Source organism: Aurantiacibacter flavus (genome assembly GCF_039710615.1).
In the GTDB taxonomy this organism is placed as follows: Bacteria; Pseudomonadota; Alphaproteobacteria; order Sphingomonadales; family Sphingomonadaceae; genus Alteraurantiacibacter; species Alteraurantiacibacter flavus.
This window is the reverse complement of sequence record NZ_JBDLBR010000002.1, coordinates 510,673-535,236: the sequence shown is the minus strand read 5'-3', so window position 1 is coordinate 535,236 and position 24,564 is coordinate 510,673. Positions and strand designations below refer to the sequence as shown.

General features: G+C 64.2%; 31 protein-coding genes. 20 read left to right on the top strand and 11 right to left on the bottom strand.

The annotated features are described in order from the left end of the window. Window positions 1–10: 10 nt before the first annotated feature. Genes ABDJ38_RS07175 through ABDJ38_RS07165 form a run of 3 tightly spaced genes read left to right on the top strand, consistent with a single transcriptional unit; the run spans window position 11 to window position 1,505 of the window. Window positions 11–415 (top strand): PTS sugar transporter subunit IIA, encoded by a 405-nt coding sequence (locus ABDJ38_RS07175; protein WP_346784399.1) that lies wholly within the window; start codon window positions 11–13, stop codon window positions 413–415. Further along, window positions 412–705 (top strand): HPr family phosphocarrier protein, encoded by a 294-nt coding sequence (locus ABDJ38_RS07170; RefSeq protein WP_346784398.1) that lies wholly within the window; start codon window positions 412–414, stop codon window positions 703–705. Before ABDJ38_RS07175 ends, ABDJ38_RS07170 begins: the two co-directional genes overlap by 4 nt. Further along, window positions 705–1,505: a TrmH family RNA methyltransferase gene (locus ABDJ38_RS07165; RefSeq protein WP_346784397.1), complete on the top strand. Its 801-nt coding sequence runs from the start codon at window positions 705–707 to the stop codon at window positions 1,503–1,505. Before ABDJ38_RS07170 ends, ABDJ38_RS07165 begins: the two co-directional genes overlap by 1 nt. A 96-nt stretch (window positions 1,506–1,601) precedes the next feature. Here ABDJ38_RS07165 and ABDJ38_RS07160 read toward each other — a convergent pair whose 3' ends face one another. Further along, window positions 1,602–2,348, bottom strand: coding sequence for a hypothetical protein (locus tag ABDJ38_RS07160; RefSeq protein ID WP_346784396.1), 747 nt, complete (start codon window positions 2,346–2,348; stop codon window positions 1,602–1,604). After that, window positions 2,345–3,784, bottom strand: a complete 1,440-nt coding sequence (locus tag ABDJ38_RS07155) for a DNA recombination protein RmuC (RefSeq protein WP_346784395.1) — start codon at window positions 3,782–3,784, stop codon at window positions 2,345–2,347. The genes ABDJ38_RS07160 and ABDJ38_RS07155 overlap by 4 nt, the downstream gene beginning before the upstream one ends. Before the next feature lie 240 nt (window positions 3,785–4,024). Between ABDJ38_RS07155 and ABDJ38_RS07150 the strand changes: the two genes are divergently transcribed. The 5 genes from ABDJ38_RS07150 (at window position 4,025) to ABDJ38_RS07130 (ending at window position 7,204) form a co-directional block, all read left to right on the top strand. Continuing rightward, window positions 4,025–5,689 (top strand): formate--tetrahydrofolate ligase, encoded by a 1,665-nt coding sequence (locus ABDJ38_RS07150; RefSeq protein ID WP_346784394.1) that lies wholly within the window; start codon window positions 4,025–4,027, stop codon window positions 5,687–5,689. Window positions 5,690–5,852: 163 nt separating this feature from the next. Further along, window positions 5,853–5,984 (top strand): hypothetical protein, encoded by a 132-nt coding sequence (locus ABDJ38_RS07145; protein ID WP_346784393.1) that lies wholly within the window; start codon window positions 5,853–5,855, stop codon window positions 5,982–5,984. Window positions 5,985–6,072: 88 nt separating this feature from the next. Continuing rightward, entirely contained in the window at window positions 6,073–6,477 is a 405-nt protein-coding gene (locus tag ABDJ38_RS07140; RefSeq protein WP_346784392.1) for a four-helix bundle copper-binding protein, read from the top strand. A gap of 215 nt (window positions 6,478–6,692) precedes the next feature. Continuing rightward, entirely contained in the window at window positions 6,693–6,905 is a 213-nt protein-coding gene (locus tag ABDJ38_RS07135; protein ID WP_346784391.1) for a cold-shock protein, read from the top strand. 65 nt (window positions 6,906–6,970) lie between these two features. After that, the gene (locus ABDJ38_RS07130) at window positions 6,971–7,204 is read left to right on the top strand and encodes a hypothetical protein (RefSeq protein WP_346784390.1); all 234 of its coding nucleotides are present in this window, start codon (window positions 6,971–6,973) and stop codon (window positions 7,202–7,204) included. 135 nt (window positions 7,205–7,339) lie between these two features. Here ABDJ38_RS07130 and ABDJ38_RS07125 read toward each other — a convergent pair whose 3' ends face one another. Genes ABDJ38_RS07125 through recR form a run of 3 tightly spaced genes read right to left on the bottom strand, consistent with a single transcriptional unit; the run spans window position 7,340 to window position 9,061 of the window. Beyond that, window positions 7,340–7,822: a nuclear transport factor 2 family protein gene (locus tag ABDJ38_RS07125; protein ID WP_346784389.1), complete on the bottom strand. Its 483-nt coding sequence runs from the start codon at window positions 7,820–7,822 to the stop codon at window positions 7,340–7,342. A 44-nt stretch (window positions 7,823–7,866) separates the two neighbouring features. Continuing rightward, window positions 7,867–8,433: a peptide deformylase gene (gene def, locus ABDJ38_RS07120; protein ID WP_346784388.1), complete on the bottom strand. Its 567-nt coding sequence runs from the start codon at window positions 8,431–8,433 to the stop codon at window positions 7,867–7,869. A 31-nt stretch (window positions 8,434–8,464) separates the two neighbouring features. Beyond that, window positions 8,465–9,061 (bottom strand): recombination mediator RecR, encoded by a 597-nt coding sequence (gene recR / locus ABDJ38_RS07115; protein ID WP_346784387.1) that lies wholly within the window; start codon window positions 9,059–9,061, stop codon window positions 8,465–8,467. 133 nt (window positions 9,062–9,194) lie between these two features. On the opposite strand from recR, the gene fmt reads away from it, so the two are divergent. From fmt to ABDJ38_RS07100, 3 genes are all read left to right on the top strand, one after another. Next, a complete protein-coding gene (gene fmt / locus ABDJ38_RS07110) occupies window positions 9,195–10,100 on the top strand; it encodes a methionyl-tRNA formyltransferase (protein WP_346784386.1) in 906 nt (301 codons plus the stop codon). Further along, entirely contained in the window at window positions 10,097–10,843 is a 747-nt protein-coding gene (gene truA / locus ABDJ38_RS07105; RefSeq protein ID WP_346784385.1) for a tRNA pseudouridine(38-40) synthase TruA, read from the top strand. The genes fmt and truA overlap by 4 nt, the downstream gene beginning before the upstream one ends. 150 nt (window positions 10,844–10,993) lie before the next feature. Next, window positions 10,994–11,287 (top strand): UrcA family protein, encoded by a 294-nt coding sequence (locus tag ABDJ38_RS07100; RefSeq protein WP_346784384.1) that lies wholly within the window; start codon window positions 10,994–10,996, stop codon window positions 11,285–11,287. A 97-nt stretch (window positions 11,288–11,384) separates the two neighbouring features. Here ABDJ38_RS07100 and smpB read toward each other — a convergent pair whose 3' ends face one another. Next, the gene (gene smpB, locus ABDJ38_RS07095) at window positions 11,385–11,867 is read right to left on the bottom strand and encodes an SsrA-binding protein SmpB (protein ID WP_346784383.1); all 483 of its coding nucleotides are present in this window, start codon (window positions 11,865–11,867) and stop codon (window positions 11,385–11,387) included. Window positions 11,868–12,019: 152 nt separating this feature from the next. Here smpB and ABDJ38_RS07090 point away from each other — a divergent pair, with 152 nt between their 5' ends. After that, window positions 12,020–14,005, top strand: a complete 1,986-nt coding sequence (locus ABDJ38_RS07090; protein ID WP_346784382.1) for a S9 family peptidase — start codon at window positions 12,020–12,022, stop codon at window positions 14,003–14,005. 22 nt (window positions 14,006–14,027) lie between these two features. Here ABDJ38_RS07090 and dapA read toward each other — a convergent pair whose 3' ends face one another. Further along, a complete protein-coding gene (dapA, locus tag ABDJ38_RS07085) occupies window positions 14,028–14,909 on the bottom strand; it encodes a 4-hydroxy-tetrahydrodipicolinate synthase (RefSeq protein WP_346784381.1) in 882 nt (293 codons plus the stop codon). A gap of 109 nt (window positions 14,910–15,018) precedes the next feature. On the opposite strand from dapA, the gene ABDJ38_RS07080 reads away from it, so the two are divergent. Next, on the top strand, window positions 15,019–16,965 hold the full coding sequence (locus ABDJ38_RS07080) for a lytic transglycosylase domain-containing protein (RefSeq protein ID WP_346784380.1): 1,947 nt from the start codon (window positions 15,019–15,021) through the stop codon (window positions 16,963–16,965). Here ABDJ38_RS07080 and ABDJ38_RS07075 read toward each other — a convergent pair. Further along, entirely contained in the window at window positions 16,962–17,738 is a 777-nt protein-coding gene (locus ABDJ38_RS07075; protein WP_346784379.1) for an EAL domain-containing protein, read from the bottom strand. The two genes, ABDJ38_RS07080 and ABDJ38_RS07075, sit on opposite strands and share 4 nt — an antisense overlap. Before the next feature lie 102 nt (window positions 17,739–17,840). Between ABDJ38_RS07075 and ABDJ38_RS07070 the strand changes: the two genes are divergently transcribed. The 7 genes from ABDJ38_RS07070 to ABDJ38_RS07040 all read left to right on the top strand — a co-directional run bounded on the left by ABDJ38_RS07070 (window position 17,841) and on the right by ABDJ38_RS07040 (window position 20,392). Beyond that, on the top strand, window positions 17,841–18,335 hold the full coding sequence (locus tag ABDJ38_RS07070) for a GreA/GreB family elongation factor (RefSeq protein ID WP_346784378.1): 495 nt from the start codon (window positions 17,841–17,843) through the stop codon (window positions 18,333–18,335). Continuing rightward, window positions 18,335–18,517 carry a DUF4169 family protein gene (locus ABDJ38_RS07065; RefSeq protein ID WP_346784377.1) on the top strand — a complete coding sequence of 61 codons (183 nt, stop codon included), beginning with the start codon at window positions 18,335–18,337 and terminating at the stop codon, window positions 18,515–18,517. Before ABDJ38_RS07070 ends, ABDJ38_RS07065 begins: the two co-directional genes overlap by 1 nt. Next, window positions 18,517–18,720: a hypothetical protein gene (locus tag ABDJ38_RS07060; RefSeq protein WP_346784376.1), complete on the top strand. Its 204-nt coding sequence runs from the start codon at window positions 18,517–18,519 to the stop codon at window positions 18,718–18,720. The genes ABDJ38_RS07065 and ABDJ38_RS07060 overlap by 1 nt, the downstream gene beginning before the upstream one ends. Before the next feature lie 84 nt (window positions 18,721–18,804). After that, window positions 18,805–18,996, top strand: a complete 192-nt coding sequence (locus ABDJ38_RS07055; protein WP_346784375.1) for a sigma factor — start codon at window positions 18,805–18,807, stop codon at window positions 18,994–18,996. A gap of 141 nt (window positions 18,997–19,137) precedes the next feature. Beyond that, the gene (locus tag ABDJ38_RS07050) at window positions 19,138–19,335 is read left to right on the top strand and encodes an RNA polymerase sigma factor (protein WP_346784374.1); all 198 of its coding nucleotides are present in this window, start codon (window positions 19,138–19,140) and stop codon (window positions 19,333–19,335) included. Then, window positions 19,332–19,940, top strand: coding sequence for a hypothetical protein (locus ABDJ38_RS07045; protein WP_346784373.1), 609 nt, complete (start codon window positions 19,332–19,334; stop codon window positions 19,938–19,940). Before ABDJ38_RS07050 ends, ABDJ38_RS07045 begins: the two co-directional genes overlap by 4 nt. A gap of 206 nt (window positions 19,941–20,146) precedes the next feature. Further along, the gene (locus ABDJ38_RS07040) at window positions 20,147–20,392 is read left to right on the top strand and encodes a Flp family type IVb pilin (protein WP_346784372.1); all 246 of its coding nucleotides are present in this window, start codon (window positions 20,147–20,149) and stop codon (window positions 20,390–20,392) included. Window positions 20,393–20,426: 34 nt separating this feature from the next. Here ABDJ38_RS07040 and ABDJ38_RS07035 read toward each other — a convergent pair whose 3' ends face one another. The 3 genes from ABDJ38_RS07035 to ABDJ38_RS07025 all read right to left on the bottom strand — a co-directional run bounded on the left by ABDJ38_RS07035 (window position 20,427) and on the right by ABDJ38_RS07025 (window position 24,469). Next, window positions 20,427–22,691: a transglycosylase domain-containing protein gene (locus tag ABDJ38_RS07035; RefSeq protein WP_346784371.1), complete on the bottom strand. Its 2,265-nt coding sequence runs from the start codon at window positions 22,689–22,691 to the stop codon at window positions 20,427–20,429. 97 nt (window positions 22,692–22,788) lie between these two features. Further along, a complete protein-coding gene (cobS, locus tag ABDJ38_RS07030; protein WP_346784370.1) occupies window positions 22,789–23,772 on the bottom strand; it encodes a cobaltochelatase subunit CobS in 984 nt (327 codons plus the stop codon). 61 nt (window positions 23,773–23,833) lie between these two features. Then, window positions 23,834–24,469, bottom strand: coding sequence for a winged helix-turn-helix transcriptional regulator (locus ABDJ38_RS07025; RefSeq protein WP_346784369.1), 636 nt, complete (start codon window positions 24,467–24,469; stop codon window positions 23,834–23,836). Window positions 24,470–24,564 lie beyond the last annotated feature (95 nt).

The window sequence follows — 24,564 nt, the reverse complement described above, 5'->3', positions numbered from 1 at the left end:
ACATTCCGGCATGATCGGGCTTATTCTGGTAACCCACGGCCAGCTGGCCCGCGAATTCGTCGCCGCGATGGAACATGTGGTTGGCAAGCAGGCCGCCGTGGTGCCCGTGTGCATCGGACCGCATGACGATATGGAAGTGCGCCGCAAGGACATCGCAGATGCTATTGCCGAGGTCGACACCGGCACCGGCGTAATCATCCTCACCGATCTGTTCGGCGGCACGCCTTCAAATCTCGCAATCTCGCTGCTCGATCCGGGCCGCACCGAAGTGATCGCCGGGATCAACCTGCCGATGCTGATCCGTCTCGCCGGTGCGCGCAAGGAACTGTCGCTGCATGCCGCCGCCGAAGCCGCGCGCGAGGCGGGCCGCAACTACATCACCATCGCCAGCGAATTTCTCGGACAGCACGCATGACCAAGACCGCCACCGACAGCGTTAGCGCCGAAGTGCTGATCGTGAACAAGCGCGGCCTGCACGCGCGCGCCAGCGCCAAGTTCGTCACCTGCGTATCGGGAATGGAAGGCACGCAGGTGAGCGTGATCAACAAGGAAGGGCATGAGGCTGCGGGCGGCTCCATCCTCAGCCTGATGATGCTCGGCGCGGCCAAGGGCGACACCGTAACGATCAGCGTTGCGGGCGCCGACTGCGAAGCGCGGCTCGCCGAGCTGGTAGCGATGGTCGAGGCCGGTTTCGGCGAGGACTGATGCGCCGCGAGATCACAGGTTTTTCCAACCCTACCGTCAAGCTGCTGAAGAGCCTGCGCGACAAGAAACACCGCAAACGCGAAGGCCTGTTCCTCGCCGAGGGGCTGCGCCTGCTGACCGATGCGCGCGCCTGTGGGCGGCTGCCGCAGATGCTGGTGATGGCCACTGCGCGCGATCCGCACCCGCTGCTGGAAGCGCTGGAGGCCGACGTGCTGGCAAGCGGCGGCGGGGTGATAGAAACCACCCCCGATATTCTCTCCAAGATCACCGGCAAGGACAATCCGCAGGGCGTGGCGGGCGTGTTTGCCGAATTCGACACTTCGCTTGGTGCGCTCGATCGGGCGTCGGCGAAGATCTGGCTGGTGGCGCAGGCGCTGCGCGATCCGGGCAACCTCGGCACGATGTTGCGCACCGGCGATGCGGTGGGCGCCGGCGGGCTGATCCTGATCGACGACTGCGCCGATCCGTTCAGCGTCGAGGCCGTGCGCGCGAGCATGGGCGCGGTGTTCACGCAAGGGCTGGCGCAGGCCGGATGGGACGAGTTTTTGGCATGGCTGCGCGCGGGAGAGGGCCAACTGGTGGCAGCCTCCCTGCGCGAGGCGGTGCCCTATCGCGGTGCGCCTTATGCCGCGCCATGCTTCGTTATGGTCGGCAACGAATCGCGCGGCCTGCCCGTGGACTATGAACTGGCATGCGACCTGCGCGTGACCATGCCGATGAAAGGTCGCGCTGACAGTCTCAACGCGGCGGTGGCAGCGGCTGTGCTCAGTTACGAGGTATTGGCTTCGCTGGAGGGCTGAGGCGTTTGCAAGCCCGGCCCCAGACGAGGTTCGGGACGACGACTTACCTCCCGCAACGTCATCCCGGACTTGATCCGGGATCGGTCTATTCAACCACTAATCGCCCGCGATCAGGCTGGTGATCCGCCACTTGCCATTGCGACTTGCCGCCAGCAGCCGATAGTCGATCAGGCTGCGCAGCCGCTTGGCATCGATATAGCCCTCGATCACCGACGGTTTGCCCGCGGGCGACTCGCGGCGCTGCCAGCGGACATGGGCAAAGCCCGAATCCTCGCTGCCCCCATCGACCAGCTCGACCACGTCCCACGACACGGCCGCGATCACCGGAGCCTGTTCGCCAGCGGTTTCATGCATGGGCACGCCCGAACCCGTAACGATCATTCCTCGGTAGGGATCGGCGCGGGTTTCCTGCGCGAAATACCAGGGCAGAGTGATAAGCGCATCGCCATCGGAAGCGCAGCCGAGCGTCATTAGCTCATCGAGCTTGGCCCACAGCGGAGCCGTGTCGGACGAAAGCATGTTTCGGAGCTGGTCGCGCCCCGCGCCGCCACCGAAATCGAGCTTAACGTCTTCTGCTGCGAGCGCCACGAAGGCCGCGGTGTCGCGGGCGGAGACTGCGCTACGGATATCTTCAAGGAACGGCGAGGCACCGGCCACCTCGGCGCACTCGTCGCGCGGGGCATAGGGCCCGGCGGGCTGCGGCGTTTCCTCGATCTGATCGACCGTATCGGCGACCGCCTGTTCGACCTGACTGGCAGGCGGGTCGTTTCGGTTGCACCCTTGCAGCACCATGGCGCCTGCCAACAACAGCAAGCCAACCCGGCGGGCACGTGCAGACCTCATTGCTCGACTTCCTCTCTTCGCTCGTCGGCCCCAATCTGGGCTGCCTCTGGCTCTGACGCAAGGTCTGCGGCGACATAGCGCGGAACGCCTTCGACGAACGGCACTTCCTCGATCTCGCGCTTGCCGATCTCGATGCCTTTTTCCTGCATCCGCCGCGCCGAAGTGAGCACGTTGCGCTCGAAGCTGCCGACGAAGCTGTTGTAGTTCTTCACCGCCGATTCGAGCCCGCCGCCCATGCGCTTCAGATGCTGAGCCGCTGTCTCAAGCCGCCCGTAAAGCTCGGTCCCGATCCGGCCGATCTCGCGCGCCTCGTTGGCAAGCGCATCCTGCCGCCAGACCTGCGCCACAGTGCGCGCGATGGCGACAAGGTTGGTCGGCGTCGCCAGCAGCACCTTCTTCTCGAAGGCGAAATCCCACAGCTCGGGATCGGCCTCCAGCGCGGCGGCGACGAAGTGCTCGCCCGGCACGAACATCACCACATAATCCGGCGCGTCCTCGAACTGGCTCTGGTAGCTCTTCGTACCCAGCGTCTGCACGTGGTTGCGCATTGACTGCGCGTGGAGCTTCAGGTGGCGCTTGCGCTCCTCATCATCGTCGGCCTCGAACGCGGCCTGATAGGCGTTGAGCGAGACCTTGGCATCGATCACCAGCTTCTTCTGCCCCGGCACGTTGACGATGGCGTCGGGCCGCAGACGCCCGTCATCGGTCTCGATCGACTGTTCGAGCAGGAAATCGGTGTGCTGCGCGAGCCCGCACTGTTCGAGCACGTTCTGCAAGGCCCGCTCGCCCCAGCGCCCGCGCGCCTTGGGCGCGTTGGTGAGCGAATTGCCCAGCCGCTGCGCCTCGCGCCGCACCTCCTCCTGGCTGAGGTGCATCCGGTCGAGCAGGCCCTTCAGCTCGCCAAAGGCATTGACGCGCTGCTGCTCCAAAGTGCCGACCGTGCGCTCGTACTTCTCCAGCCGCTCGCTCACCGGCTTGAGCAGGTTGGCGACGGCCTCCTTGTTCTTCGCCTCGGCATCGCCCAGCCGCGCGGCGGCATCGGCGATGAACTTCTCCTGCGCCTTGCCGAGCACCTCGCTGCCCGTCACCTTGAATTCGCGGAGCAGTTCCTCACGCGCTTCCTTGAGCAGCGTGATCTGCTTTTCGGCATTGGCTTCGTTCGCCTCCAGCGTGGCGAGCCTGTTCAAGGCGCCATCGCGTTCGGCGCGGACTTTCTCCAGTTCGTTCGCCAGCGCATCGGCCCGCTCGGCGCGGACCACCGCGCCTTCCAGATCGATGACAGCGCGGCGGAACTTCTCGTCCAGCTCCTTGGCCGCCGAGGTCGCCGCAGCCAGCTCGTCACGCAGCCGCGCGAGATCGCGCCCCCACACAAGCCATCCAACCGCCGCGCCCAGCACAAGTGCGACCAACGCGGTAACAATCGCTTCAACAAGCATCGACAAACTCGCAAGAAAAAGGAACGAAACACGAACCTAACCGCCCACAACGCCTTGCACAAGCGGCCCAACGCGCTCATCCCCCACTCAGGCGAAAAGCATCGACGACACCCGAGTTTCCGCTTGAGCATCGCGCCCAAAAAATCGTATGGGTTGCTTACAAATTCAGATTCGCGAAAAATTCGCGCTTACGAAATCCGGCACATCCGCTGCCGGCCGAACACGGGAAAGGACAGGTTAATGCCCACCGATATCGAAATCGCCCGCCAGGCGACGCTCATTCCGATCACCGAGGTAGCGAAGAACGCCGGCGTGCCCGACGAGGCGCTGATCCCCTATGGCAAGTACAAGGCCAAGGTCGATACCGCCACCCTGCCCACCACCAGCAACGGCAAGCTGATCCTCGTCACCGCCATCAACCCCACCCCGGCAGGCGAAGGCAAGACCACCACCTCGGTAGGCCTTTCGGATGCGCTCCACCGCATCGGCAAGAAGACCATGCTGTGCCTGCGCGAACCCTCGCTCGGCCCGTGCTTCGGCGTGAAGGGCGGCGGCGCCGGCGGCGGCAAGTCGCAGGTCATGCCGATGGACGAGATCAACCTCCACTTCACCGGCGATTTCCACGCCATCACCTCGGCGCACAACCTGCTCTCGGCCATGATCGACAACTCGATCTACTGGGGCAACCCGAACGACATCGACCTGCGCCGCGTCACCTGGCGCCGTGTGCTCGACATGAATGACCGTGCGCTGCGCCAGATCGTCGGCCCGCTCGGCGGCGTGTCGAACGGCTTCCCGCGCGAAACCGGCTTCGACATCACCGTGGCCTCGGAAATCATGGCCATCCTGTGCCTGGCTTCGGACCTCGAAGACCTGCAGAAGCGCCTTGGCGACATCATCATCGGCTATCGCCGCGATCGCACCCCGGTGTTCTGCCGCGACATCAAGGCGGACCCCGCCATGACCGTGCTGCTCAAGGACGCCATCCTGCCGAACCTCGTGCAGACGCTGGAAAACCGTCCGGCCTTCCTCCACGGCGGCCCCTTCGCCAACATCGCGCACGGCTGTAACTCGGTGATCGCCACCAAGACCGCGCTGCGCATGGCCGACTATGTCGTGACCGAAGCGGGCTTCGGTGCCGACCTTGGTGCCGAGAAGTTCATGGACATCAAGTGCCGCATGGCGGGCCTCAAGCCCGATGCCATCGTGCTGGTGGCCACCGTGCGCTCGCTCAAGATGAACGGCGGCGTGCCCAAGGGCCAGCTGACCGAAGGCGAGAACGTGGAAGCGGTGCGCGCCGGTGCCGTGAACCTCAAGCGTCACATCGAGAACGTGAAGAAGTTCGGCATCACCCCGACGATCGCCATCAACCACTTCTATCTCGACACCGACGCCGAGATCGCGGTGATCAAGGAAATGGCCGAGAGCTATGGCGCCGATGCCGTGATCTGCAAGCACTGGGCCGAAGGCGGCGCGGGCGCCGAGGACCTGGCGAAGATCGTGGCCGAGAAGGCCGATACCGGTGCTCCCGACTTCGACCAGCTCTATCCCAGCGAAATGCCGCTGGCCGAGAAGATCGAGACCGTCGCCACCGAGATCTATCGTGCGGCGAACGTCGCGATCCCCTCTGCCGTGCGCAAGCAGCTCAAGCAGTGGGAAGAGATGGGCTACGGCAACTACCCGGTCTGCATGGCCAAGACGCAGTACTCGTTCTCGACCGACCCGACCGCGCTGGGCGCGCCCGAAGGTCACGAGATCGCCATTCGCGAAGTGCGTCTGTCGGCCGGTGCCGGCTTCGTGGTCGCCATCGCGGGCGACATCATGACCATGCCGGGCCTGCCCAAGGTCCCCTCGGCCGAGAACATCTATCTCGACGAGAATGGCCAGATCGAAGGCCTGTTCTAAACCTTCCGGCCTAAGGCCAGACAGAAGGGGCCGCTCCAGCGATGGGGCGGCCCTTTTCGTTTGCGCCGCGCGGAGATGGCTATTTTCGATTGTCGGGCGTTCATGCCAGTGTCACTAGAAATGCGGCAGTATCGTGCCTGCCACTTGATAAGGAAGCGAAGAGATGTTCCGCAAAGCCCTGATCACCCTCGCAATCGGCTCCTGCGCGCTGGCGCTTGCCGCCTGCAACACGGTTCGCGGCGTCGGCCAGGATCTGGAATCGGTCGCCAACACCAGCGAGGAAGCGATCAACTGATCTGCCGGGCTGGTCCCTGCCCACTGGGAACAGTTCGTCGGAACCAGCCCGCCCTCCCATGCGTCGGTCACATGAAGGAGACTGACCCATGTCGATCAAGGAAATGATACGCGAGCACCCGCAGGTGGGTGCCGACTACAACGAAGACCTCGCCGAAGCCGTGAAGCATGCAATGTATTGCGCGGCGATCTGCAATTCGTGCGCCGATGCCTGCTCCGCCGAGCCGATGGACATGTCCACCTGCATCCGCAAATGCATGGATTGCGCCGACATTTGCCAGGCCGTCAGCCGCGTGGCCGCGCGCCGCACTGCTGGCAACACCGTGGTCATCAAGTCGCTGCTCGAAGCCTGCGTGATCGCTTGCAAGATCTGCGCGGAAGAATGCGCCAAGCACGACAATGCCCACTGCAAGCGGTGCGAAAAGATGTGCCGTGAATGCTTCGAGGATTGTGTGAAGGCCCTGCAAGGAATGCAGGAAGCGGCGCTTTCGTAAACCTTACGAAAGAAAGCGCTGAGCTTTTCCGCGCAACCGTGTTACAAGGTGCTTGCTGACGTCGACATTTGCGACGGACTTCGGCCTTTGACTAAGCGTGGCCACCCAATCGGCCACGCCGCCAGACGACGACTTCCTTTCATCACACGACCTGACGCACGACCCCGGTGGCGCTTTTGCCGCCGGGCACTTTGTCTTCTGGAAAGGAAGCAATCATGAGCAAGACCGGTTCCGTCAAATTCTTCAATGCCGACAAGGGCTATGGTTTCATTCAGCCCGACGATGGCTCGGCGGACAGCTTCGTCCACATCACCGCGGTTCAGGCTGCCGGCATGGACACGCTGAACGCCGACCAGCGCCTCAACTACGAAGTTGAGCAGGGCAAGAACGGCAAGGCATCGGCTGTGAACCTCACGCCCGCTGACTAATTTACGGGCTCACCTCCCCTGCCGCCAAGGCGCGGGGGAGGCGCTCCCTTTCAAGGGAAATTCTTATGAGCCAGACCTTTGCATTCTACGACGCCCGCGCCCAAGAGGCTGCGCGAGATGCCAAGGCGGCAACGCTCGACAATGTGCGCGAACGCGCCTTGCGGTCGCAGAAAACCTGGCGGGCACTGGCCGACCAGGCGAAGAAAATCGAAAAGTCGCGCGCCAAGGCCGCCAGCGAACGTCTGGAACGCCTCGCCGCCGCAGAGGACGCAGCGACAGCCGAGACTGCGGAAAGCTAGACGATCAGGGGCTCTTTCGAGCTTTTTTTAGCGCCATGTTGCGCTTGATGCGACTCCAAGGGATACAGATCGTCAGCGCAATGCGCCCGCGGCAATCCCCTATCGCAGTTTCAACCTGCTCCCCACTCGCTGATCCTAGCGGTGGATCGAATCCCAATGCTCCACGATCATCCCGTCTTCGATGCGATAAGTGTCGTACCACCAGACGGGAACCAGCGTGTCGGGATCGTCGCGGCTCGGCAATTGCCGTTGGTGCATCAATTGCACGAGATCGCCCTCGGCCAGCACGAATTCAAACTCAGTCAGTGGATAGGTGCCGGGTTCAAGCGGTTCGGCATCGGGCCTGGACGTTTCCAGATATTCGATAAGACCGTCGCGCCCGCCCTCGATTCCCGGGCTATGCTGTATGTAGTCGGACGAGATATACCTGCGCACTGCATCGAAGTTCTGGCCGTCGAGCACCTCGTGCCACATATCGAGCACAAGCCGCTTGTTCGCTTCGAGCTGCGCGCGCTCGTCAGCCTGGTCGAGAACTTCCGGCGCCGGCTCGCCGCCGGCTTGATCGCAGGCCGCAAGCAGCACCAGCGTGCCGACAGCAAATGCCATGGGAACCTTCATGATCCCCCTCCTCGAATCGTTTCTCGCAGGAGGATACTAGCCGATCAGGCCGCCTTGCGCGCCTTTTCGAGCTTTTTCAGCGCCATGTTGCGCTTCAGGCGGCTCAGGTGGTCGATGAACAGCACGCCATTGAGATGGTCCATCTCGTGCTGGATGCAGATCGCCATCAGGCCGTCCATCGGCTCTTCGTGAGTGTTGCCTTCCAGATCCTGCCAGCGCACGCGGCACGTCTTGGGACGGTCCACATCGGCATAGATATCGGGCACCGAGAGGCAGCCTTCCTGATAGGTCGCCTGCTCTTCCGCCGGATCGAGAATCTCCGGGTTGATGAAGATGCGCGGTTCCTTCTTCGTGGGCTGATGGTGATGGTGGTGGCCATCGTGATCGCACGGCTCGGGCTCGGCATCCGGGTCCTCGGGCTGGAGGTCGATCACCAGCACGCGCTGCGGCACGCCGACCTGGATCGCGGCCAGGCCAATGCCATTGGCGTCGTACATGGTTTCGAACATGTCCTCGACCAGCGTCTTCAGTTCGTCGTCGAATTTGTCGACGGGCGTGGAGACCTGCTTGAGGACAGGATCGGGAACTTCGAGGATCTCACGGATAGCCATGGGCGCTAGATAGGCGCGAGATGCGCGCCAATCAAGCGAGTGGGCGACGCGCCCGCAAAGCCTGCGCCAGAGTGCCCTCGTCGAGATAATCCAGCTCGCCGCCGACCGGCAAACCGTGCGCCAACTGGGTGATTCGCACGGGGAACTGGTCAAGGCGTTCGGCAAGGTAATGCGCGGTAGTCTGCCCTTCGAGCGTTGCGTTCATCGCCAGCACCACCTCGTCGACGCCTCCCGCCTCGACACGCGCCAGCAGGCGGTCGATGGAGAGGTCTTCGGGCCGCACCCCGTCCAGCGCCGAGAGTCGCCCACCGAGCACGTGGAACGTGCCGCTGAACAGTTTGGCACGGTCGAGCGCCCACAGGTCGGCCACGTCCTCCACCACGCAGATTGCCTTGGCGTCGCGGCGCGGATCGGCACAGATGCTGCACGGATCGGTCGTATCGACATTGCCGCAAGTGGAGCATTCGACCAGCCTGCGCTCGACCACCTGCAACGCCTCGACCAGCTGCGCGAGCGCGGTCTGCCGGTGCTTGACCAGCCACAGCACCGCGCGGCGCGCCGAGCGCGGCCCAAGGCCGGGCAGGCGGGCCAGTGCAGAGGCAAGGTTTTCGATCTCCGGGGAAGCCATTCCAAATCCACTATCTGCTCATGCCGAGCTTGTCGAAGCCTTGCCTTTTCTACTAGCGCATCCTTTCAGGAAAATACGACTCTTCGACAAGCTCAGAGTGAGCGGACATCGGGGGGCACACGGGATTCGACAAGTGCGCATAATTTTCATGGGGACTCCGGATTTCTCGGTTCCGGTGCTCGACGCCCTGCATGAGGCCGGACACGACATCTGCGCGGTCTATACCCAGCCGCCGCGCCCGGCCGGCCGGGGAAAGAAGCTGCGCCCCTCGCCGGTGCAGGCCCGTGCCGAGGAACTGGGGCTGGAGGTGCGCCATCCGGTGAACTTCTCCGCCGCCGAAGATCGCACGGCCTTCGCCGCGCTCGATGCCGATATTGCCGTGGTGGTGGCCTATGGCCTGCTGCTGCCGGTCGAGGTGCTGACCGCGCCGCGACTTGGCTGCGTGAACGTCCACGCCTCGCTGTTGCCGCGCTGGCGCGGGGCTGCGCCGATCCAGCGCGCGATCCAGTCGGGCGATCCGATGACCGGGGTCACGATCATGCAGATGGAACGTGGGCTCGACACCGGCGACATGCTGCTGCGCGGCGAAACTCCCACCGCAGGCAAGACCAGCGCCGACCTGCACGACGAGCTCGCGCAGATGGGTGCCAAGCTGATGGCGAATGCGCTCAACCGCCTGACCACCCTCACCCCGCTGCCGCAGGACGAAGTTGCCGCGACCTATGCCGCCAAGATCGACAAGAGCGAAGCCCGGCTCGATTTCAGCAAACCGGCTGGCCTGCTCGAACGCGAAGTGCGCGCCTTTGCGCCCTTCCCCGGCGCCTGGTTCGAGCTTGACGACGCCCGCATAAAGCTGCTGCGCGCCGAGGTGGTTGACGGCGCCGGCGCACCGGGCACGGTGCTTGACGAGCGGCTGACCATCGCCTGCGGTGACCGCGCGCTGCGCCCGGTGACGCTGCAACGCGCAGGCAAGCCCGCCATGGCGCTCGATGATTTTCTGCGCGGCAATCCGGTGGCCGAGGGCACCGTGCTTACATGACCCGCTTTGCGCTCACGGTCGAGTTCGATGGCACCCCCTTCATGGGCCTGCAACGGCAGGTCCACGGCCCCACGGTGCAACAGGCGCTCGAAGATGCCGCCCACAAGGTAACGGGCGAAAACCCGGTGCTCTTCAGCGCCGGCCGCACCGACAGCGGGGTCCACGCGCTCGCCATGCGGTGCCATCTCGATATCGAAAAACAGATCGAGCCGTTCCGCCTGTCCGAGGCCTTGAATGCGCACCTGCGCCCTGACCCGGTGGCGGTGATCGGCTGCGAGATCGTGCCGGACGACTGGCACGCGCGCTTCTCGTGCATGGGCCGCGCCTATGTCTACCGCATCGCCAACCGCCGCGCACCGCTGACGCTGGAGAAGAACCGCGCGTGGCATGTCGCCCGCCCGCTCGATGCCGAGGCCATGCACCGTGCGGCGCAGGCGCTGGTCGGACAGCATGACTTCACCACCTTCCGTTCCGCCCACTGCCAGGCGGCGAGCCCCGTGAAGTCGCTCGACCGGCTCGACGTGCGGCGCGAGGGCGATCACGTGCTTATCGAGGCCGAGGCGCGCAGCTTCCTCCATCATCAGGTCCGCTCGATGGTTGGCACGCTCTCGCTGGTGGGGCTGGGCCAATGGCGCATCGAGCAAGTGGCCGAGGCGCTAGCGGCGGCAGACCGTTCGGCGCTCGGTCTCAATGCGCCGCCCGAGGGGCTCTATTTCCTGCGCGCTACGTACCCGAAAGGCTGAAAAGTCATCACGGCGAAGTTGCATTGTTTGCAATTTAGCGTGCGCTAATCGCATTTGCGTTGAATTATGATGCACCGCACAACAGTGGGACAGAAGACAAGATGAGATGATGCAGGAAGGCGATCACTTCTCCTAGCAAAGGACGCTACCATGAAGAAAATCCTGATCGCCAGCCTCACCGCTGTTATTGCCACCACCTCGGTCGCCGCCACGGCCGCCGACCAGGTTCAGATCGCCATCAGTCACGACGGCCTCGACCTTTCCAAGGCGTCGGATGTCGCAATCATGCGCGACCGGATCGAAGCCGCCGTGGCTACCGCCTGCGCCAAAGCAACCCGCCCGAGCGAGCGCGAAGCCTGCGTGCGCGACGGCACCGAAAAGGCCATGAGCCAGCTTGAAGCGCGCAGCCGCATCGCTCTCGCCTACACCAACACCGCAGGCTGACCGCGCGCCAGGCACGATTGAATAAGGCCCCGCGAGTGCGCTTGCGGGGCCTGTTGTGTTTCTCACCAACGGGTCGCAAGCCGACCGGGTACGGAGCCTAGCCCTTCTCGCGCATCAGGCGGGCCTTGTCGCGCTGCCAGTCGCGGTCCTTGATCGCGGCGCGCTTGTCATGCGTCTGCTTGCCCTTGGCCAGCGCCAGCTCGACCTTGGCCCGACCGCGCGAATTGAAGTAGACGCTCAGCGGCACGAGCGTCATGCCCTTACGCTCGACCGCGCCGAACATCTTTTCGATCTCGCGGCCCGACAGCAGCAGCTTGCGCGGCCGCTTGGGCGTATGGTTGAAGCGGTTGCCGTGGCTGAACTCGGGGATGTTCGAGTTGATCAGCCAGACCTCTCCGTCTTTCACCTCGGCGTAGCTTTCGGCAATATTGCCCTCGCCCTGTCGCAACGACTTCACCTCGGTGCCGCTCAGCACGAGGCCTGCCTCGTAGACATCCTCGATATGATAGTTGAACTTCGCCTTGCGGTTTTCCGCGACGATTTTCTGCTTGTCGAATGCTGTTGGTTTAGGGCGCGCCATAAGGTGGTGGCATGTAGGGTGAGCAAGGCTCTTTTGCAAAGTGTTCGCGCAGATGCAGGCCGAGGCTGCCAGAAGCGATGGATAGCGCTTGTATCGGAAGTAATCATCGTCCAACATTTCACCAATTGGCGGAAACGGGGGTTGCTTTCGCAATGAATAGAATAATCGTCCGGCTCGCACGGCCATTCGCCGTGCTGGCCATGGCAACTTTTGCGGTTCCGTCAGCGCTAGCCCAGGATGCACCTCCGCTCGAAGCCTATGGCGACTTGCCCGGCATCGAGGACATGGCGATCTCGCGCTCGGGAGACTATTTCGCCGTGTTCACCACCCTGCGTGACCTTCGGCAGGTTCTGGTGCTCGACAGCGAACAGCAATTCGTTCACAGGTTCGCCGTGGGCGAGATGAAGTTTCGGGGCTTCAGCTTTATTGGCGACGACGCGCTGCTGATCAGTCGCAGCCAGACGGTCGATGCGGGGTTCGGCTTCGCCGCCGACCGCTACGAGCTCACCCAAGCGCTGGTGGTGCCGCTGGATCCGGCGCGCGATGCAGCTGTTGTGTTCGGCGAGCGCCCCAACCTGATGAACTCCGTTTTCGGCAACTACGGCATCCGCCCCTCGGGCGATGGCTATCGCGGCTATTTCGGAGCGATCGAAAACAGGCGTAACGGCACGGCGGGGTGGAGCTTCGGCCATGGCCGTCCGTTCCTCTACTCCTACGATTTTGCCACCGGCGAACAGCGGCGTATCGCACAGGCTCCGCCCGAAGGTGCGCGCCGCGACTGGCTCGTCGATGGTGAAGGCAACGTTGCCGCCACCTTCAATATCTCGAACCGGAGCGGCAATTGGGACATTCGCAACGCAGCCAACCGCACGATTGCCGAAGGTGTCGAGCGCGAGGGCGATGTCGGCCTGGTGGGCCTGGGGCCGGATGGCACATCGCTCATCTATTCCGAGCAGGATCAAGACGAGGGTAAGCACCATTGGTATTCGGTTCCCCTCGCCGGCGGCGAGCCTCAGCCCTTCCTCGACGACATATCGGTTGATCGCCTCTATTGGGACCGCGATACTGGACAGCTGACCGGCTATTACTCAGAAGATGAAGCCGAGGATGCCGACGCCAAAGCAGCTGACGGACTGGTCATGTTCGATCCTGATCTGCAAACGCGTGCGCGCATGGTTCTGGCCGCCTTTCCCGACCGCAACCCCCGACTTATGGACTGGACACCCGATTTCTCGGTCGTGCTGGTGCGCACCGATGGCAATGGCGATCCCGGCACTTGGTACTGGGTGAACCTCGCTGCCCGCCGCGCCGATCCGATCGGGTATGACCGTCCATCGATCCAGCCAGAGCAGGTTGGCCCGATTTCCACGATGGCCTATACCGCGCAGGACGGGCTGGAGATGGAGGCGATCGTCACTTTGCCGCCAGGCCGCGAGGCGGAGAACCTGCCGGTGATCGTATTCCCGCACGGTGGCCCCCACGCGCACGACGAGCAAGGCTTCGACTGGTGGGCGCAGGCCTTCGCCTCACGCGGATACGCGGTGATCCAACCCAATTTTCGCGGCTCCACCGGCTACGGGGCGGACTTCGAGCAGGCCGGATATGGAGAATGGGGCCGCAAGATGCAGACCGACGTCTCCGACGCGCTTGCCGCACTAGCGCAGCAGGGCGTGGTCGACCCGGCGCGCGCCTGCATCGTCGGCGCCAGCTACGGCGGCTATGCCGCGCTTGCCGGCGTGACCTTGCAGCAGGGGCTCTATCGCTGCGCGGTGTCGGTCGCAGGGATTGGCGACATCGGCATGATGTACCGCACCGAAAACCGCGAATCGGGCCGAAACCGCCTGTTCTCGCGCTCCCTGCGCGAGGAACTGGGCGATTCGAGCGGGTGGGACGCGATTTCCCCCCGCAAATTCGCCGCACAGGCCGATGCGCCCGTACTTCTGATCCACGGACGCGACGATACGGTCGTCAATTTCGAGCAGAGCGCCAAGATGGCCGACGCGTTGAAAGACGAAGGCAAGCCTTACCGGCTGGTCGAACTGGAGGGTGAAGACCACTGGCTCTCGCTCGCCGCCACGCGGCAGCAGATGCTGAGCGAGACCATGGCCTTCGTGCAGGAGCACAATCCCGCAGACTAGGCCGACCTATCGGGCCGAGGGATCAGGCGATCCCGGCCCCGTCCATCGCCGCATCCACCGCCGCCTTGGCCTCGTCCGAGATCGGCGCGATCGGCAGGCGGGTTTCGGGCGCGAACCAGTCGAACAGTCTGGAGAGCGCATACTTGACCGGCGACGGGCTGGCATCGGCGAACATCGCCCGGTGCAGCGGATAGAGCCGCTCGTTCAATTCTCGCGCGGTCGCATAGTCGCCTGCCGCTGCCGCCGCGTGGAAATCGGCGCACAGCTTCGGCGCGACGTTGGCCGTCACCGAGATGCAGCCGACCTGCCCTAGCGCATAGCCCGCCAGCATCAGCGGATCGTCGCCCGAAAGCTGGCAGAAGTCCGGCCCTGCACCCATCCGCTGCGTCACCACGCGAGTGAGATCGCCGCTGGCATCCTTCAGCGCCACGATCTTGCCGGGGAAGCGCCGCGCCAGTTCGATCACTGTCTCGGGCAGGATATCGGTCACGGTGCGGCCCGGCACGTTATAAAGCACGATCGGCAGGTCGGCACGTTCGGCCAGATATGAGAAGTGCGCAAGCAGGCCCTTCTGGCCAGGACGGTTGTAATAGGGCGCGACCAGCAGCAGCGCATCGGCCCCGGCAAGCTGGGCTTCCTTGATGTGCCATAGCGCGGTCTGCGTGTCGTTCGAGCCCGCCCCGGCGATCACCGGCACGCGCTTGTTGGCAACTTCCGCGCAGATCGAGATCACGCGGTGATGCTCGTCGTTGTCGAGCGTGGCGCTTTCGCCAGTGGTGCCGCAGGGAACCAGCGCCGAAGAGCCGCTCTCGATCTGCCACTCGATAAAGCGGCGATAGGACTCTTCATCGACGCGATCGTCGACAAATGGCGTGGCAAGGGCTGGAATTGATCCGGAAAACATTATTGGTTGGCTCCTCGCACTTGCACAAATTCGTTATCATCAAGGCCGGTGTCCGGAACCAAGGTCCGGAGCCGGTCATTCAGGGCCTGATAAGGAGAGGGCCGGTACAATGTCCAGCATGGTTCGACATTCCATCTATTCGCTGATCGCCCCGCTGGCGATTTCGTGCCCCGGCATGGCGCTGGCGCAGGGAGCTGCCGACTGGGACAGTGCCCGCGCCACGCTGGTTGCCTCACAGCCAGGGCGAATCGCCACGCAGATCAGTCGCTGGGAGGCGCTTTATGCCGACCGGCAGGCCAACTTGCCTTTTGCCGAATATTCCTCGTTCCTGCTCGCCAACCCCGGTTTCCCTGATGAAGAAACGCTGCGCGAACGCGCAGAGAAGCGGCTGCGCGGCGAATTCGTGCCCGAAGCGGCGCTGCTCGAATATTTCGCGACCTATCCGCCGGTCACCAACTTCGCCAAGGCGCACTATGCGCTGGCGCTGATGGGGCGCGATCCGGCGCGGTCGCAAATGCTGGCGCGCGAGGCATGGCGCGGCGGCGAGATGAGCGCGACCGCCGAAGCCGCTCTGATGGCGATGAACGGCCATCACTTCACGCAGGACGATCAGGACCGCCGCATGAATGCCCTGCTTTGGCAGCGCGAAAAGGAGGCCGCCGAACGCCAGCTTGACCGCGTGGCTCCGTCGAAACGACGCATTTTCGCCGCCCGCCTCGCGATCCTGCAAGGCGGCGATGGCTATACCGACGCGCCCGGCGCACTCAGCGATCCGGGCTATCTGTTCAACCGTAGCCGCGAACTGCGCCAGGAAGGCCGCGCCGAGGAGGCCATCGCGATGGTCGCGAACGGCCCCGCCCTGTCGCACCTGCCGCTCGACCAGACCGCCTGGATCACCGAACTGCTCGCACTCGGTCGCGCCGCCTCGTCCAGCGACACAGTGCGGATCGCCACCCGCGCGCTCGAAGCCTTTGCGCCGGGCACCGACATCTCGCAGGGCGAATACCGCCTGCGCGACGACTTTACCTCGCTGATGTGGGCCGGCGGCACCAACGCGCTGTGGCGCTTGGGCGATGGCACTTCCTCCGCGCCGCTGTTCTACCAGTATGGCGCCGCCGCGCGCACGCCGCAGACGCGCTCGAAAGGCTTTTTCTGGGCGGGCGAAGCGATGCGCCGGGCGGGCAACAGCGCCGAGGCGACGCGCTACTACGAGATGGCTGCGGAGTACCCCGACCGCTTTTATGGTCAGCTCGCGCTGGAGCGGATGGGGCGCCCAATCCCGACGCTCGCCGGAACGCCCGCTGTCACACCCTCGCCCGAGGCGCGCGCGCGGTTCAACGCCCAGCCGCTGACGCAGGCGGTGGCTGAAGTAGCGCGCGATGCGCCCTGGGCGACTGGCATCCGCTTCTATCGCGCCATCGCCGAACAGGCCGAAACGCTCGAAGACCATGTGCTGGTGGCGGACCTTGCGCGCGATATCGGTCGCCGCGATCTGGCCGTGATCCTTGGCGAGGCCGCACAGGCTGACGGCTATTCGGGCTTCACCCGCACCGGCTACCCGCGTGTGCAAACCCCTGCGGGCGTCAACTGGACCATGGTCCATGCCCTCGCCCGGCAGGAGAGCCAGTTTGCCGAGAACGCGATCAGCCATGCCGGGGCACGCGGCCTGATGCAGTTCATGCCCGCCACCGCGCGCGAGGAAGCCCGCTTTGCCGGAGTGCCCTTCTCTGCCGACCGGCTGATTTCCGATCCGCAGTATTCGATTCAGCTCGGTTCGAACCATATCGAGCGGCTGATACGCTATTACAACGGCAGCTATCCGCTGGCGATTGCTGCCTACAACGCCGGGCCGGGCAACGTGAACAAGTGGCTGCGCAGCAACGGCGATCCACGCACCGGCGCGGTCGACTGGCTCGAATGGATCGAGAAGATCGAATTCTACGAGACCAAGAATTACGTCCAGCGCGTGATCGAGAATGCCGTGGTCTACGAGCAGCTCTATCCCGATCAGGCAAGCTATGTGAACCCGCGCGGGGTGAGCGAGTTCCTGCGTTAGACCGCCAGCCGCCTCGGTTGCAGCGACAGTGGCGGGGCAAGGCGCCCCAGCGCCGGACGCGCCAGATAGTAGCCCTGCACCAGGTTGATCCCCATGGCCTGAAGCACGTCGAGCTCCGCCTTGGTTTCAATCCCTTCGGCAATGATCTGGCGCCCCATTTGTTCACACAGGCGCACAATGGCGTAGACGATTTGTCGACGCGGCTCACTACGGTCAATCCCGCGCACGAGCTCCATGTCGAGCTTGACCAGATCGGTCTGCAAATTCGCCAGCAGGTTGAGTCCTGCGTAACCTGCGCCAAAATCGTCGATCGCGGTGGCAAAGCCCAGCGCGCGATAGGCCGCGACAATCTCACTCACGTGAGCGGTATCAACGCGTTCGTTCTCGGTAAGCTCGAAGATCAGACGGTCTTCGGCAAGGCCCACCTCGCGCGCGGTTTTCAGCGTTAGCTGGATGCAGGCCATCGGCGAGTATACAGCGTTGGGCATGAAGTTGATCGACAGCCGAGCCTCGCCATCAAGCAACCCGGCGGCTACGGCCTGCCTGATCGCGGTGACGCGGCAGGCTTGGTCGAAAGCATAGAGATTCTCGTCATCGACCAAGGCCAGTACGTCGGGCGCACCCTGGCCTTGCTCGCCGCGCACCAGCGCCTCATAGGCGAAGACCGACCCGTCGTTCAAATCATAGATGGGCTGAAAGGCGGTTCGCAGCGCATAGGGAAACGCCGCACCGTTTTTGCAGCCGGAACACTTGCGAGGCGAAACAGAAACCATCTTTCCGGTTTGCGTAACAAAGCTTAAGAAACCCGACCCAGTTTTCTAAGCATATATAATGGCTTAAAAAGTCGGCTATCTTCAGAAAAGGAGGCGCTCGCCGTGACGCCCGACAAGACCAGCCCTATCACGCCAGCCGGTCTTTCCGCGCTCAAGGCGCGCTACGATCACCTGCTCGGCACAGAGCGGCCCGAGATCGTCGAGATCGTCAGCTGGGCCGCTGGCAACGGCGATCGTAGCGAAAATGGCGACTATCTCTATGGCCGCAAGCGCATGCGCGAGATCGACCGCGAGCTGTCCTATCTCGCCAGGGTGATGAAACATGCCCGCGTGATCGATCCAGCGCAGCAGCCCGACAAGAGCCGGGTGTTCTTCGGTGCCAAGGTTACGATTGCCGATGAAGACGATGAAGAACGCACGCTGACCATTGTCGGCGACAAGGAGCAGGACGCCGGGAGCGGGCTGGTCGGCTGGTCTACCCCCATCGCCCGCGCGCTGCGCGGTGCGGCGGTGGGCGACCTCAAGACGGTGCGCCTGCCAGGCGGCGAGAAGGAGTGGGAGGTGATGGCGATCTCCTACCCCGAAGGCCGCGACTGATGGCCGAAGTGATCAACCTGCGCACCGCCCGCAAGGCGAAGCAGCGCGCCGACAAGGTCCGCGAGGCGGAGGCCAACCGTGCGAAGTTCGGCCAGACCAAGGCCGAGAAAGCTCTCCGCCAGCAGGAGTGCGACCGCGCCATGCATCTTCTCGACGGGGCGAAGCGAGAGAAGGACGACTGATGCGCTCGACCTATTCCGAAGCGACGGTGCGGCTCTATCACCTCGACCACGAGGCAGAGGGCGGCGCGGCGGAAACGCTGATGTACGGCACGCTGGCAGAGGCGATGGCCATGGCCGCGCAGCAGCCCGAAGAGGTGCAGGCCGCGCTGTTCCTCGCCACCGATAACGATGTCGTGGCCTATCTCGATCTGATCGACGGATAGCGCACGCCAAAAATATTGCGCACCACCTTGTGACAAACTCTGCTGCCGGGCGACTACCTTGCCTGAAACAGGAGGCAGAGTGCGGTGCATTCGACGGCGGCAGGACAGGACGAGCAGTATCGCGCGGCGATGCAGCAATATGCCGCGGCGATCGAGCGTCTCGCACGCGGCTATGAAGCCGACCGCGAACTGGCGCGTGATCTGGTCCAGGAAATCCACGCGGCCCTGTGGCGCAGCTTCGCCTATTTCGAAAGGCAATGCTCGCTGCGCAGCTGAGTCTATCGGATCGCGCACAATGTCGCGGTCACCCATGTCCAGCGCAGCCGCAGAACGCGTGCGACAGCCACCATCACGCTCGATGCGCTAGACGCTCTGGTTGCGCCCGACGATCCCGAAGCCGAGACCGGCGAAGCGCAAATGGTCGCCCGGCTCATGGCCACGATCCACCGGCTCGCCCCGACCGACCGGCAGGTCATGCTGCTGTACCTCGAAGACCTGACCGCTGCCGAAATCGGCGAGGTCACGGGCCTTTCCGCCACCGCCGTATCGAGCCGCGTCCACCGGCTGAAAGCGCTGCTGGCAAAACCCTACTCGGACAAGGAGATCGGATCATGACGCCCGAAGAAGCGGCTCGTCAGTCCTGGCAGGCAATTGGAGGAGAGACGACCATGCCATCGATAGAGGACCTGCGCGCCAAGAGCGATGCGTTCGAGCGCAAGATCCGCCGACGCAACGCTTGCGAATATATCGCCGGGCTGATCGTGCTGCTGTGGTTTGGCTGGATAGCGCTGTTCGGACCGTTTCCATGGACGCCCACCGTCATTCCGCCCAACCTTATTCGCCTGGGGGCTGGCCTGCTCATGGTCGGGACGGTGGTCGCCTTGTGGCAATTGCATCGTCGCACCAACCCGCTGGCCTCGCCCGCGGACAGCGGCCTGAGCTCGGTGCTCGATCATCAGCGCCGCCAGCTTGTGCGCCAGCGCGATGCCCTGCGTGACATCTTCTTCTGGTATCTGCTGCCCTTCGCGCCTGGCCTGACGGTGATGATGCTCGCGCCGCTGGCGCTGTCTCCCGAGATCGGCTCGTCCGAGTGGTTTGGCGTGCTTGCCAAGGTGAGCATCGTACCGCTTGCCTTTATCGGCTGGTGGCTGCTCAGCAGGATGGGCGCACGGAAACTGCAGAAGCAAATCGATGCCATAGACGCCTTGCGCTCCGAGTAGCGCAGGAGGTGGGGTGGGCGCGGAAGACTCCCTCTCTCGCGCCTGCTCCGCCGTTCGAAGGAAGCGAGGAAACCGCCAGCCCTTGCCTTCCGCCTCAGCATTGCTTCGAGCAAGCCAATCTCCTTCGCCACAAGCTGAATGAGTGAGCCCCTAGCGGAACGTTAACCGTCTTGTGGCAAGACGGACGCCAACCTGGAGCTAAGGCAATGACGAACAACAGCATTTGGTGCGACGAGACCGGCACATCGGCCATCGAATATGTGGCCCTTGCCGCCCTGGTGGCAGTCGGCCTGATCGCTCTGATGTCCTCGCTTGGCGACGAGACTTCGGACAGCTTGTCCGCCGTCGATACGGCCATGGCAGGGAATGCCAGCGCCGAGCCCGCACCGGCCCCGCAACCGTCCCGACGGCCCGTTCGCCCGGGTGGCGGCAACCAGGTTCCGCACTCGTAAGGCGCGCGCCGCGATAGCAGCAGCGCTTGCGTTCTTAAGGCCCCGCGCCGCTTTCGGCCGGAGGCTCACGCGCGTTGTCTATCGCACGCTCGCCCTGCTGACGGGCATCTTCAAGCCGCTCCGCCGCCTGCTGGCGCGCGCCTTCGACCAGGCGACGGGCCACCGCCTCCTCGTCGATGTCGACCGATAGCGAGCCATCACCGATGGTCGCCTCGACCGGCACGCCATCGACATCGGACACGATCACCGCCTCGCCATCGCGGATAATGAGCCGGGTGCCGTCGCCCATCGGGAACTCGCCATCGGTCGGCACATCGAGCGGCTGGACCGGACCGGAGGGATCGGGGCGCGGGATCTCGCGTGCGGGCACTCCCTGCCCTGCAATCGCGCTGGTCATGAAGTCGCGCCAGATGCGTGCGGGCAGGCCCCCGCCGTGGACACCGTCGAGCGGCGAATTGTCGTCGTTGCCGATCCACACACCGACCACCAGCCGGTCGTCGCCCTCGCCCGCATAGCCGACAAACAGCGCGTCGCGATTGTCCTGCGTGGTGCCGGTCTTGCCGAAGTTCGGCCCGGAAAGCATCGCCGCGCGGCCCGTGCCCGAGTTGATCGCCCCGCGCAGCAAGGTCTCCATCTCCTCACGGTCGCCGAAGCCGAGCGAGCTTTTCCCGTTCCACAACCAGTCGAACCAGCCCTCTTCCTCCTCGGGGAAGGCATGGGCCTCGACCGGGAACGCATTGCCTGCCACCCCGGCATAGGCACTGGTCAGTTCGAGCAGCGTCATGGTGCTGGTGCCCAGCGCCAGGCTCGGATCGCCAGCAGGAAGGTCTGAGGTCACGCCGAGGTCGCGTGCAGTCTCGATCACCGCATCAATCCCCACTTCCTGCGCCAGCCGCACCGCCGCCACATTCGAGCTTTGGGCAAAGGCATCGGCCAGCGTGATCGTCGGTGAATAGTGGCCACCCGCATTGCCCGGGCGATAGGAGCCGGTCGTGAACTCGGTATTGTCGACGGTATCGCCGGGGTGCCACCCCGCGCGAAGGGCGGCGAGATAGACGAACAGCTTGAAGGTCGAGCCCGGTTGGCGGCGCGCTTGCGTGGCGCGGTTGAACGGGCTTTGCCCATAGTCCTTGCCACCGATCATCGCCACGACCTCGCCGTTGGGCCGCATTGCCACCAGCGCCACCTGCGCAGAGCCGAGCGGCGCGCGTTCGGTGACGCGGCGGGCGATGTTCTGCAAGCGCGAATCGAGCGTGGTGGTGATCGTGCGGCTGGCATAGGCCTCCGCGCCGCTCGCCTGCGCCTGCGGCAGCGCCCAGTCAGCGAAATAGGTGCCGGTGGGGATCTCCTCGCGCTCGCGCACGTCGAGCTTGGGCACGTTCATCGCATCAGCCTCGCCTTGCGTGATATAGCCCGCGGCCACCATCGCGTTCTTCACCAGCATGAAGCGCGCGGCGGCAAGATCGGGGTTGCGCGTGGGGGCAAGGCGGCTCGGCGCCTGAAGCAAGCCCGCCAGCATCGCCGCCTGCTCAGGCTTCAGGTTTTCCGGCTTGCGGAAGAAATAATGCAAACTGGCCGCGCGCAGGCCATACATGTTGTCGCCGAAATAGGCGTTCGAGAGGTAGCGCTCGAGGATTTCGTCCTTGGTCAACCAGGCCTCCAGCCAGAACGCGATCAGCGCCTCGCGCGCCTTGCGGGTGAGCGTGCGCTCGGGGCTGAGGAAGGTGAACTTGGCAAGCTGCTGCGTGATCGTCGAGCCGCCACCGGTGCCGGTGAGGGCGGCGCGGGCAATCCCACGCGGGTCGACACCCCAGTGCGAATAGAAGCGCCGGTCCTCTATGGCGAGGAAGGCTTCGACCACGTGCGGCGGCAAATCCGCCACCACCACCGGCTCGCCCACCACCGCGCCTTTGCGCGCAATCGGCGTGCCGTCAGCGGCGAGCAGCGTGACCTGCGGCGCGGCGATCGGTTGCAGCGACTTGCTGAGCGGCGCGGTGATCGCGAGCCAGGCGACCAGCAGGATGAACACCAGCGCCACGGCCGCGCTGATCCGTCCGAACCACCAGAGCCAGCCGCGCGCGGCGATCCGGTCCCAGATCCGCCCTCTTAGCGTCGTACGTCTGGGCGGGGCCGGCGGCAGATAGGACGGTTGGCGCGGCCCGCGTGGGCGATACGCGAGATCGTCATCGTCGTCGAGATCGGCATAGGGCGACCACGGCGCATCCTCGAGCGCAAGATCGCGCGGAACGCGCCGCTCGCCCGCCGACGCAGACCTACGCGACGATGAAAAGGGCCACATCGGGATCAGACGAGTGTATTGTCACAGCAACACACTATGGGCGCGCGCCGTCTGAAGCAAGGCTGAACTGCCCTGCCCCGTAGACGGCCCGGGACGATCAGCCTTGACGGACCGCACTCTCGGGCAAGTCCTCGCCGAACACGCGCTGATAGTATTCGGCCACCAGCATCCGTTCGGCCTCGTCGCACTTGTTGAGGAACGAGAGCCGGAACGCGAGCCCGACATTGCCGAAAATCTCGGTGTTCTCGGCCCAGGTGATGACGGTACGCGGGCTCATCACGGTCGAGATATCGCCGTTGATGAAGCCTTGGCGCGAGAGATCGGCCACGCGGATCATGTTCGCCACCACCGCATCGTCGAGCTTGGTCTTGGCGCCAACAATCTTGCGCTCGGTCTCGGCGGGCAGATAGTTCAGGCCGACAACAATGTTCCAGCGGTCCATCTGGCCCTGGTTGATCGCCTGCGTGCCGTGATAAAGCCCGCTGGTATCGCCTAAGCCCACGGTGTTGGCCGTGGCGAACAGCCGAAAGTTCGGATCGGGGCGGATCACGCGATTCTGGTCAAGCAGGGTCAGCTTGCCCGCTTGCTCCAGCACGCGCTGGATCACGAACATCACGTCAGGCCGACCCGCATCATACTCGTCGAACACCAGCGCCACCGGGTGCTGGAGTGCCCAAGGCAGCAGGCCCTCGCGGAATTCGGTCACCTGCAAGCCGTCGCGCAACACGATGGCGTCGCGGCCGACGAGGTCGATACGGCTGATATGGGCATCGAGGTTGATGCGGATACACGGCCAGTTGAGGCGGGCGGCGACCTGCTCGATATGGGTCGACTTGCCGGTGCCGTGATAGCCCTGCACCATCACCCGGCGGTTATGCGCAAAGCCCGCGAGGATCGCCAGCGTGGTATCCGGGTCGAACACGTAGTTCGGATCGGTATCGGGCACGCGCTCGTCCGCCTTGGAAAAGGCCGGGACTTTCATGTCGACATCGATCCCGAAGGTCTCGCGCACGTCGAGCTCGATGTCGGGAGCGGCCATCACGGTGCCGTCGGTTTCGTGAGTCTTGGTGATTTCGTTCATCTCGTGGCGTTGACTAGCGATGCGGCATGGTTGCCGCAACACGCTATTGCAGCGCACACGTTCAAGCGGCGATCTTCTCGGGCCAGCCAAGCGTCGCGATAAGCTGCGAAAGCTGCTCGCTCTTGCCCGAAATCGCCCTGCCTTCTGCTCCCGCGAGCCAGACATCGAACGGCATCCGGGCATAGAACAGCGCGAGCATGGCATTTCCGTTCTCGGCGCGCACGATCACGTCCTGCGCCGAGGTATCGCCGCGCTTGACGATAATCGTTCCCCCCGCGACCCAGGCAATGAAACGGTGATGTCCGATCTCCAGCCCCAGCGTCAGCCCGCGAGACTCCGTGCCGCGAGCAGAATCGAAGGTCATCGGCAAGGTCAGCGCGAAGGCCGTGGCGCTCATAGGGAGGTGCCCGTCATGCTGGCTGGAACGCATCGCCCACAGCACCATCTCGCGAATGATCGGCTCGGCCTCATAGCCCCATTGGGTCAGCTCGTAGGCGTCCGTTGAGGCGGGAGGCGGCAAGGATACTTTCTGCAAAACACCCGTCTCCGCGAGCCCGTTCAACCGCTCGGTGAGCACCCGGGCGGAAATCGCGGGCAAGTCGGCACGCAGTTCGGAGAAGCGGCGCGGCCCCAGTAGCAGCTCTCGCACAATCAGGAGCGACCAACGTTCTCCCAGGAATTCCAGCGTCATAGCCATGCCGCAGGCGTCGCGGTACCACCGCCCGTGCACCTTTTCCGACCGATCACTTGTTTTTTCCAATTTCATAGTTGTATTCTGTAACCACAGGTCGC

Coding starts and splice junctions, on each gene's coding strand:
- ABDJ38_RS07175 (WP_346784399.1), top strand. CDS start 11: ATGATCGGGCTTATTCTGGTAACCCACGGCCAGCTGGCCCGCGAATTC.
- ABDJ38_RS07170 (WP_346784398.1), top strand. CDS start 412: ATGACCAAGACCGCCACCGACAGCGTTAGCGCCGAAGTGCTGATCGTG.
- ABDJ38_RS07165 (WP_346784397.1), top strand. CDS start 705: ATGCGCCGCGAGATCACAGGTTTTTCCAACCCTACCGTCAAGCTGCTG.
- ABDJ38_RS07160 (WP_346784396.1), bottom strand. CDS start 2,348: ATGAGGTCTGCACGTGCCCGCCGGGTTGGCTTGCTGTTGTTGGCAGGC.
- ABDJ38_RS07155 (WP_346784395.1), bottom strand. CDS start 3,784: ATGCTTGTTGAAGCGATTGTTACCGCGTTGGTCGCACTTGTGCTGGGC.
- ABDJ38_RS07150 (WP_346784394.1), top strand. CDS start 4,025: ATGCCCACCGATATCGAAATCGCCCGCCAGGCGACGCTCATTCCGATC.
- ABDJ38_RS07145 (WP_346784393.1), top strand. CDS start 5,853: ATGTTCCGCAAAGCCCTGATCACCCTCGCAATCGGCTCCTGCGCGCTG.
- ABDJ38_RS07140 (WP_346784392.1), top strand. CDS start 6,073: ATGTCGATCAAGGAAATGATACGCGAGCACCCGCAGGTGGGTGCCGAC.
- ABDJ38_RS07135 (WP_346784391.1), top strand. CDS start 6,693: ATGAGCAAGACCGGTTCCGTCAAATTCTTCAATGCCGACAAGGGCTAT.
- ABDJ38_RS07130 (WP_346784390.1), top strand. CDS start 6,971: ATGAGCCAGACCTTTGCATTCTACGACGCCCGCGCCCAAGAGGCTGCG.
- ABDJ38_RS07125 (WP_346784389.1), bottom strand. CDS start 7,822: ATGAAGGTTCCCATGGCATTTGCTGTCGGCACGCTGGTGCTGCTTGCG.
- def (WP_346784388.1), bottom strand. CDS start 8,433: ATGGCTATCCGTGAGATCCTCGAAGTTCCCGATCCTGTCCTCAAGCAG.
- recR (WP_346784387.1), bottom strand. CDS start 9,061: ATGGCTTCCCCGGAGATCGAAAACCTTGCCTCTGCACTGGCCCGCCTG.
- truA (WP_346784385.1), top strand. CDS start 10,097: ATGACCCGCTTTGCGCTCACGGTCGAGTTCGATGGCACCCCCTTCATG.
- ABDJ38_RS07100 (WP_346784384.1), top strand. CDS start 10,994: ATGAAGAAAATCCTGATCGCCAGCCTCACCGCTGTTATTGCCACCACC.
- smpB (WP_346784383.1), bottom strand. CDS start 11,867: ATGGCGCGCCCTAAACCAACAGCATTCGACAAGCAGAAAATCGTCGCG.
- ABDJ38_RS07090 (WP_346784382.1), top strand. CDS start 12,020: ATGAATAGAATAATCGTCCGGCTCGCACGGCCATTCGCCGTGCTGGCC.
- dapA (WP_346784381.1), bottom strand. CDS start 14,909: ATGTTTTCCGGATCAATTCCAGCCCTTGCCACGCCATTTGTCGACGAT.
- ABDJ38_RS07080 (WP_346784380.1), top strand. CDS start 15,019: ATGTCCAGCATGGTTCGACATTCCATCTATTCGCTGATCGCCCCGCTG.
- ABDJ38_RS07075 (WP_346784379.1), bottom strand. CDS start 17,738: ATGGTTTCTGTTTCGCCTCGCAAGTGTTCCGGCTGCAAAAACGGTGCG.
- ABDJ38_RS07065 (WP_346784377.1), top strand. CDS start 18,335: ATGGCCGAAGTGATCAACCTGCGCACCGCCCGCAAGGCGAAGCAGCGC.
- ABDJ38_RS07060 (WP_346784376.1), top strand. CDS start 18,517: ATGCGCTCGACCTATTCCGAAGCGACGGTGCGGCTCTATCACCTCGAC.
- ABDJ38_RS07050 (WP_346784374.1), top strand. CDS start 19,138: ATGGTCGCCCGGCTCATGGCCACGATCCACCGGCTCGCCCCGACCGAC.
- ABDJ38_RS07045 (WP_346784373.1), top strand. CDS start 19,332: ATGACGCCCGAAGAAGCGGCTCGTCAGTCCTGGCAGGCAATTGGAGGA.
- ABDJ38_RS07040 (WP_346784372.1), top strand. CDS start 20,147: ATGACGAACAACAGCATTTGGTGCGACGAGACCGGCACATCGGCCATC.
- ABDJ38_RS07035 (WP_346784371.1), bottom strand. CDS start 22,691: ATGTGGCCCTTTTCATCGTCGCGTAGGTCTGCGTCGGCGGGCGAGCGG.
- cobS (WP_346784370.1), bottom strand. CDS start 23,772: ATGAACGAAATCACCAAGACTCACGAAACCGACGGCACCGTGATGGCC.
- ABDJ38_RS07025 (WP_346784369.1), bottom strand. CDS start 24,469: ATGGCTATGACGCTGGAATTCCTGGGAGAACGTTGGTCGCTCCTGATT.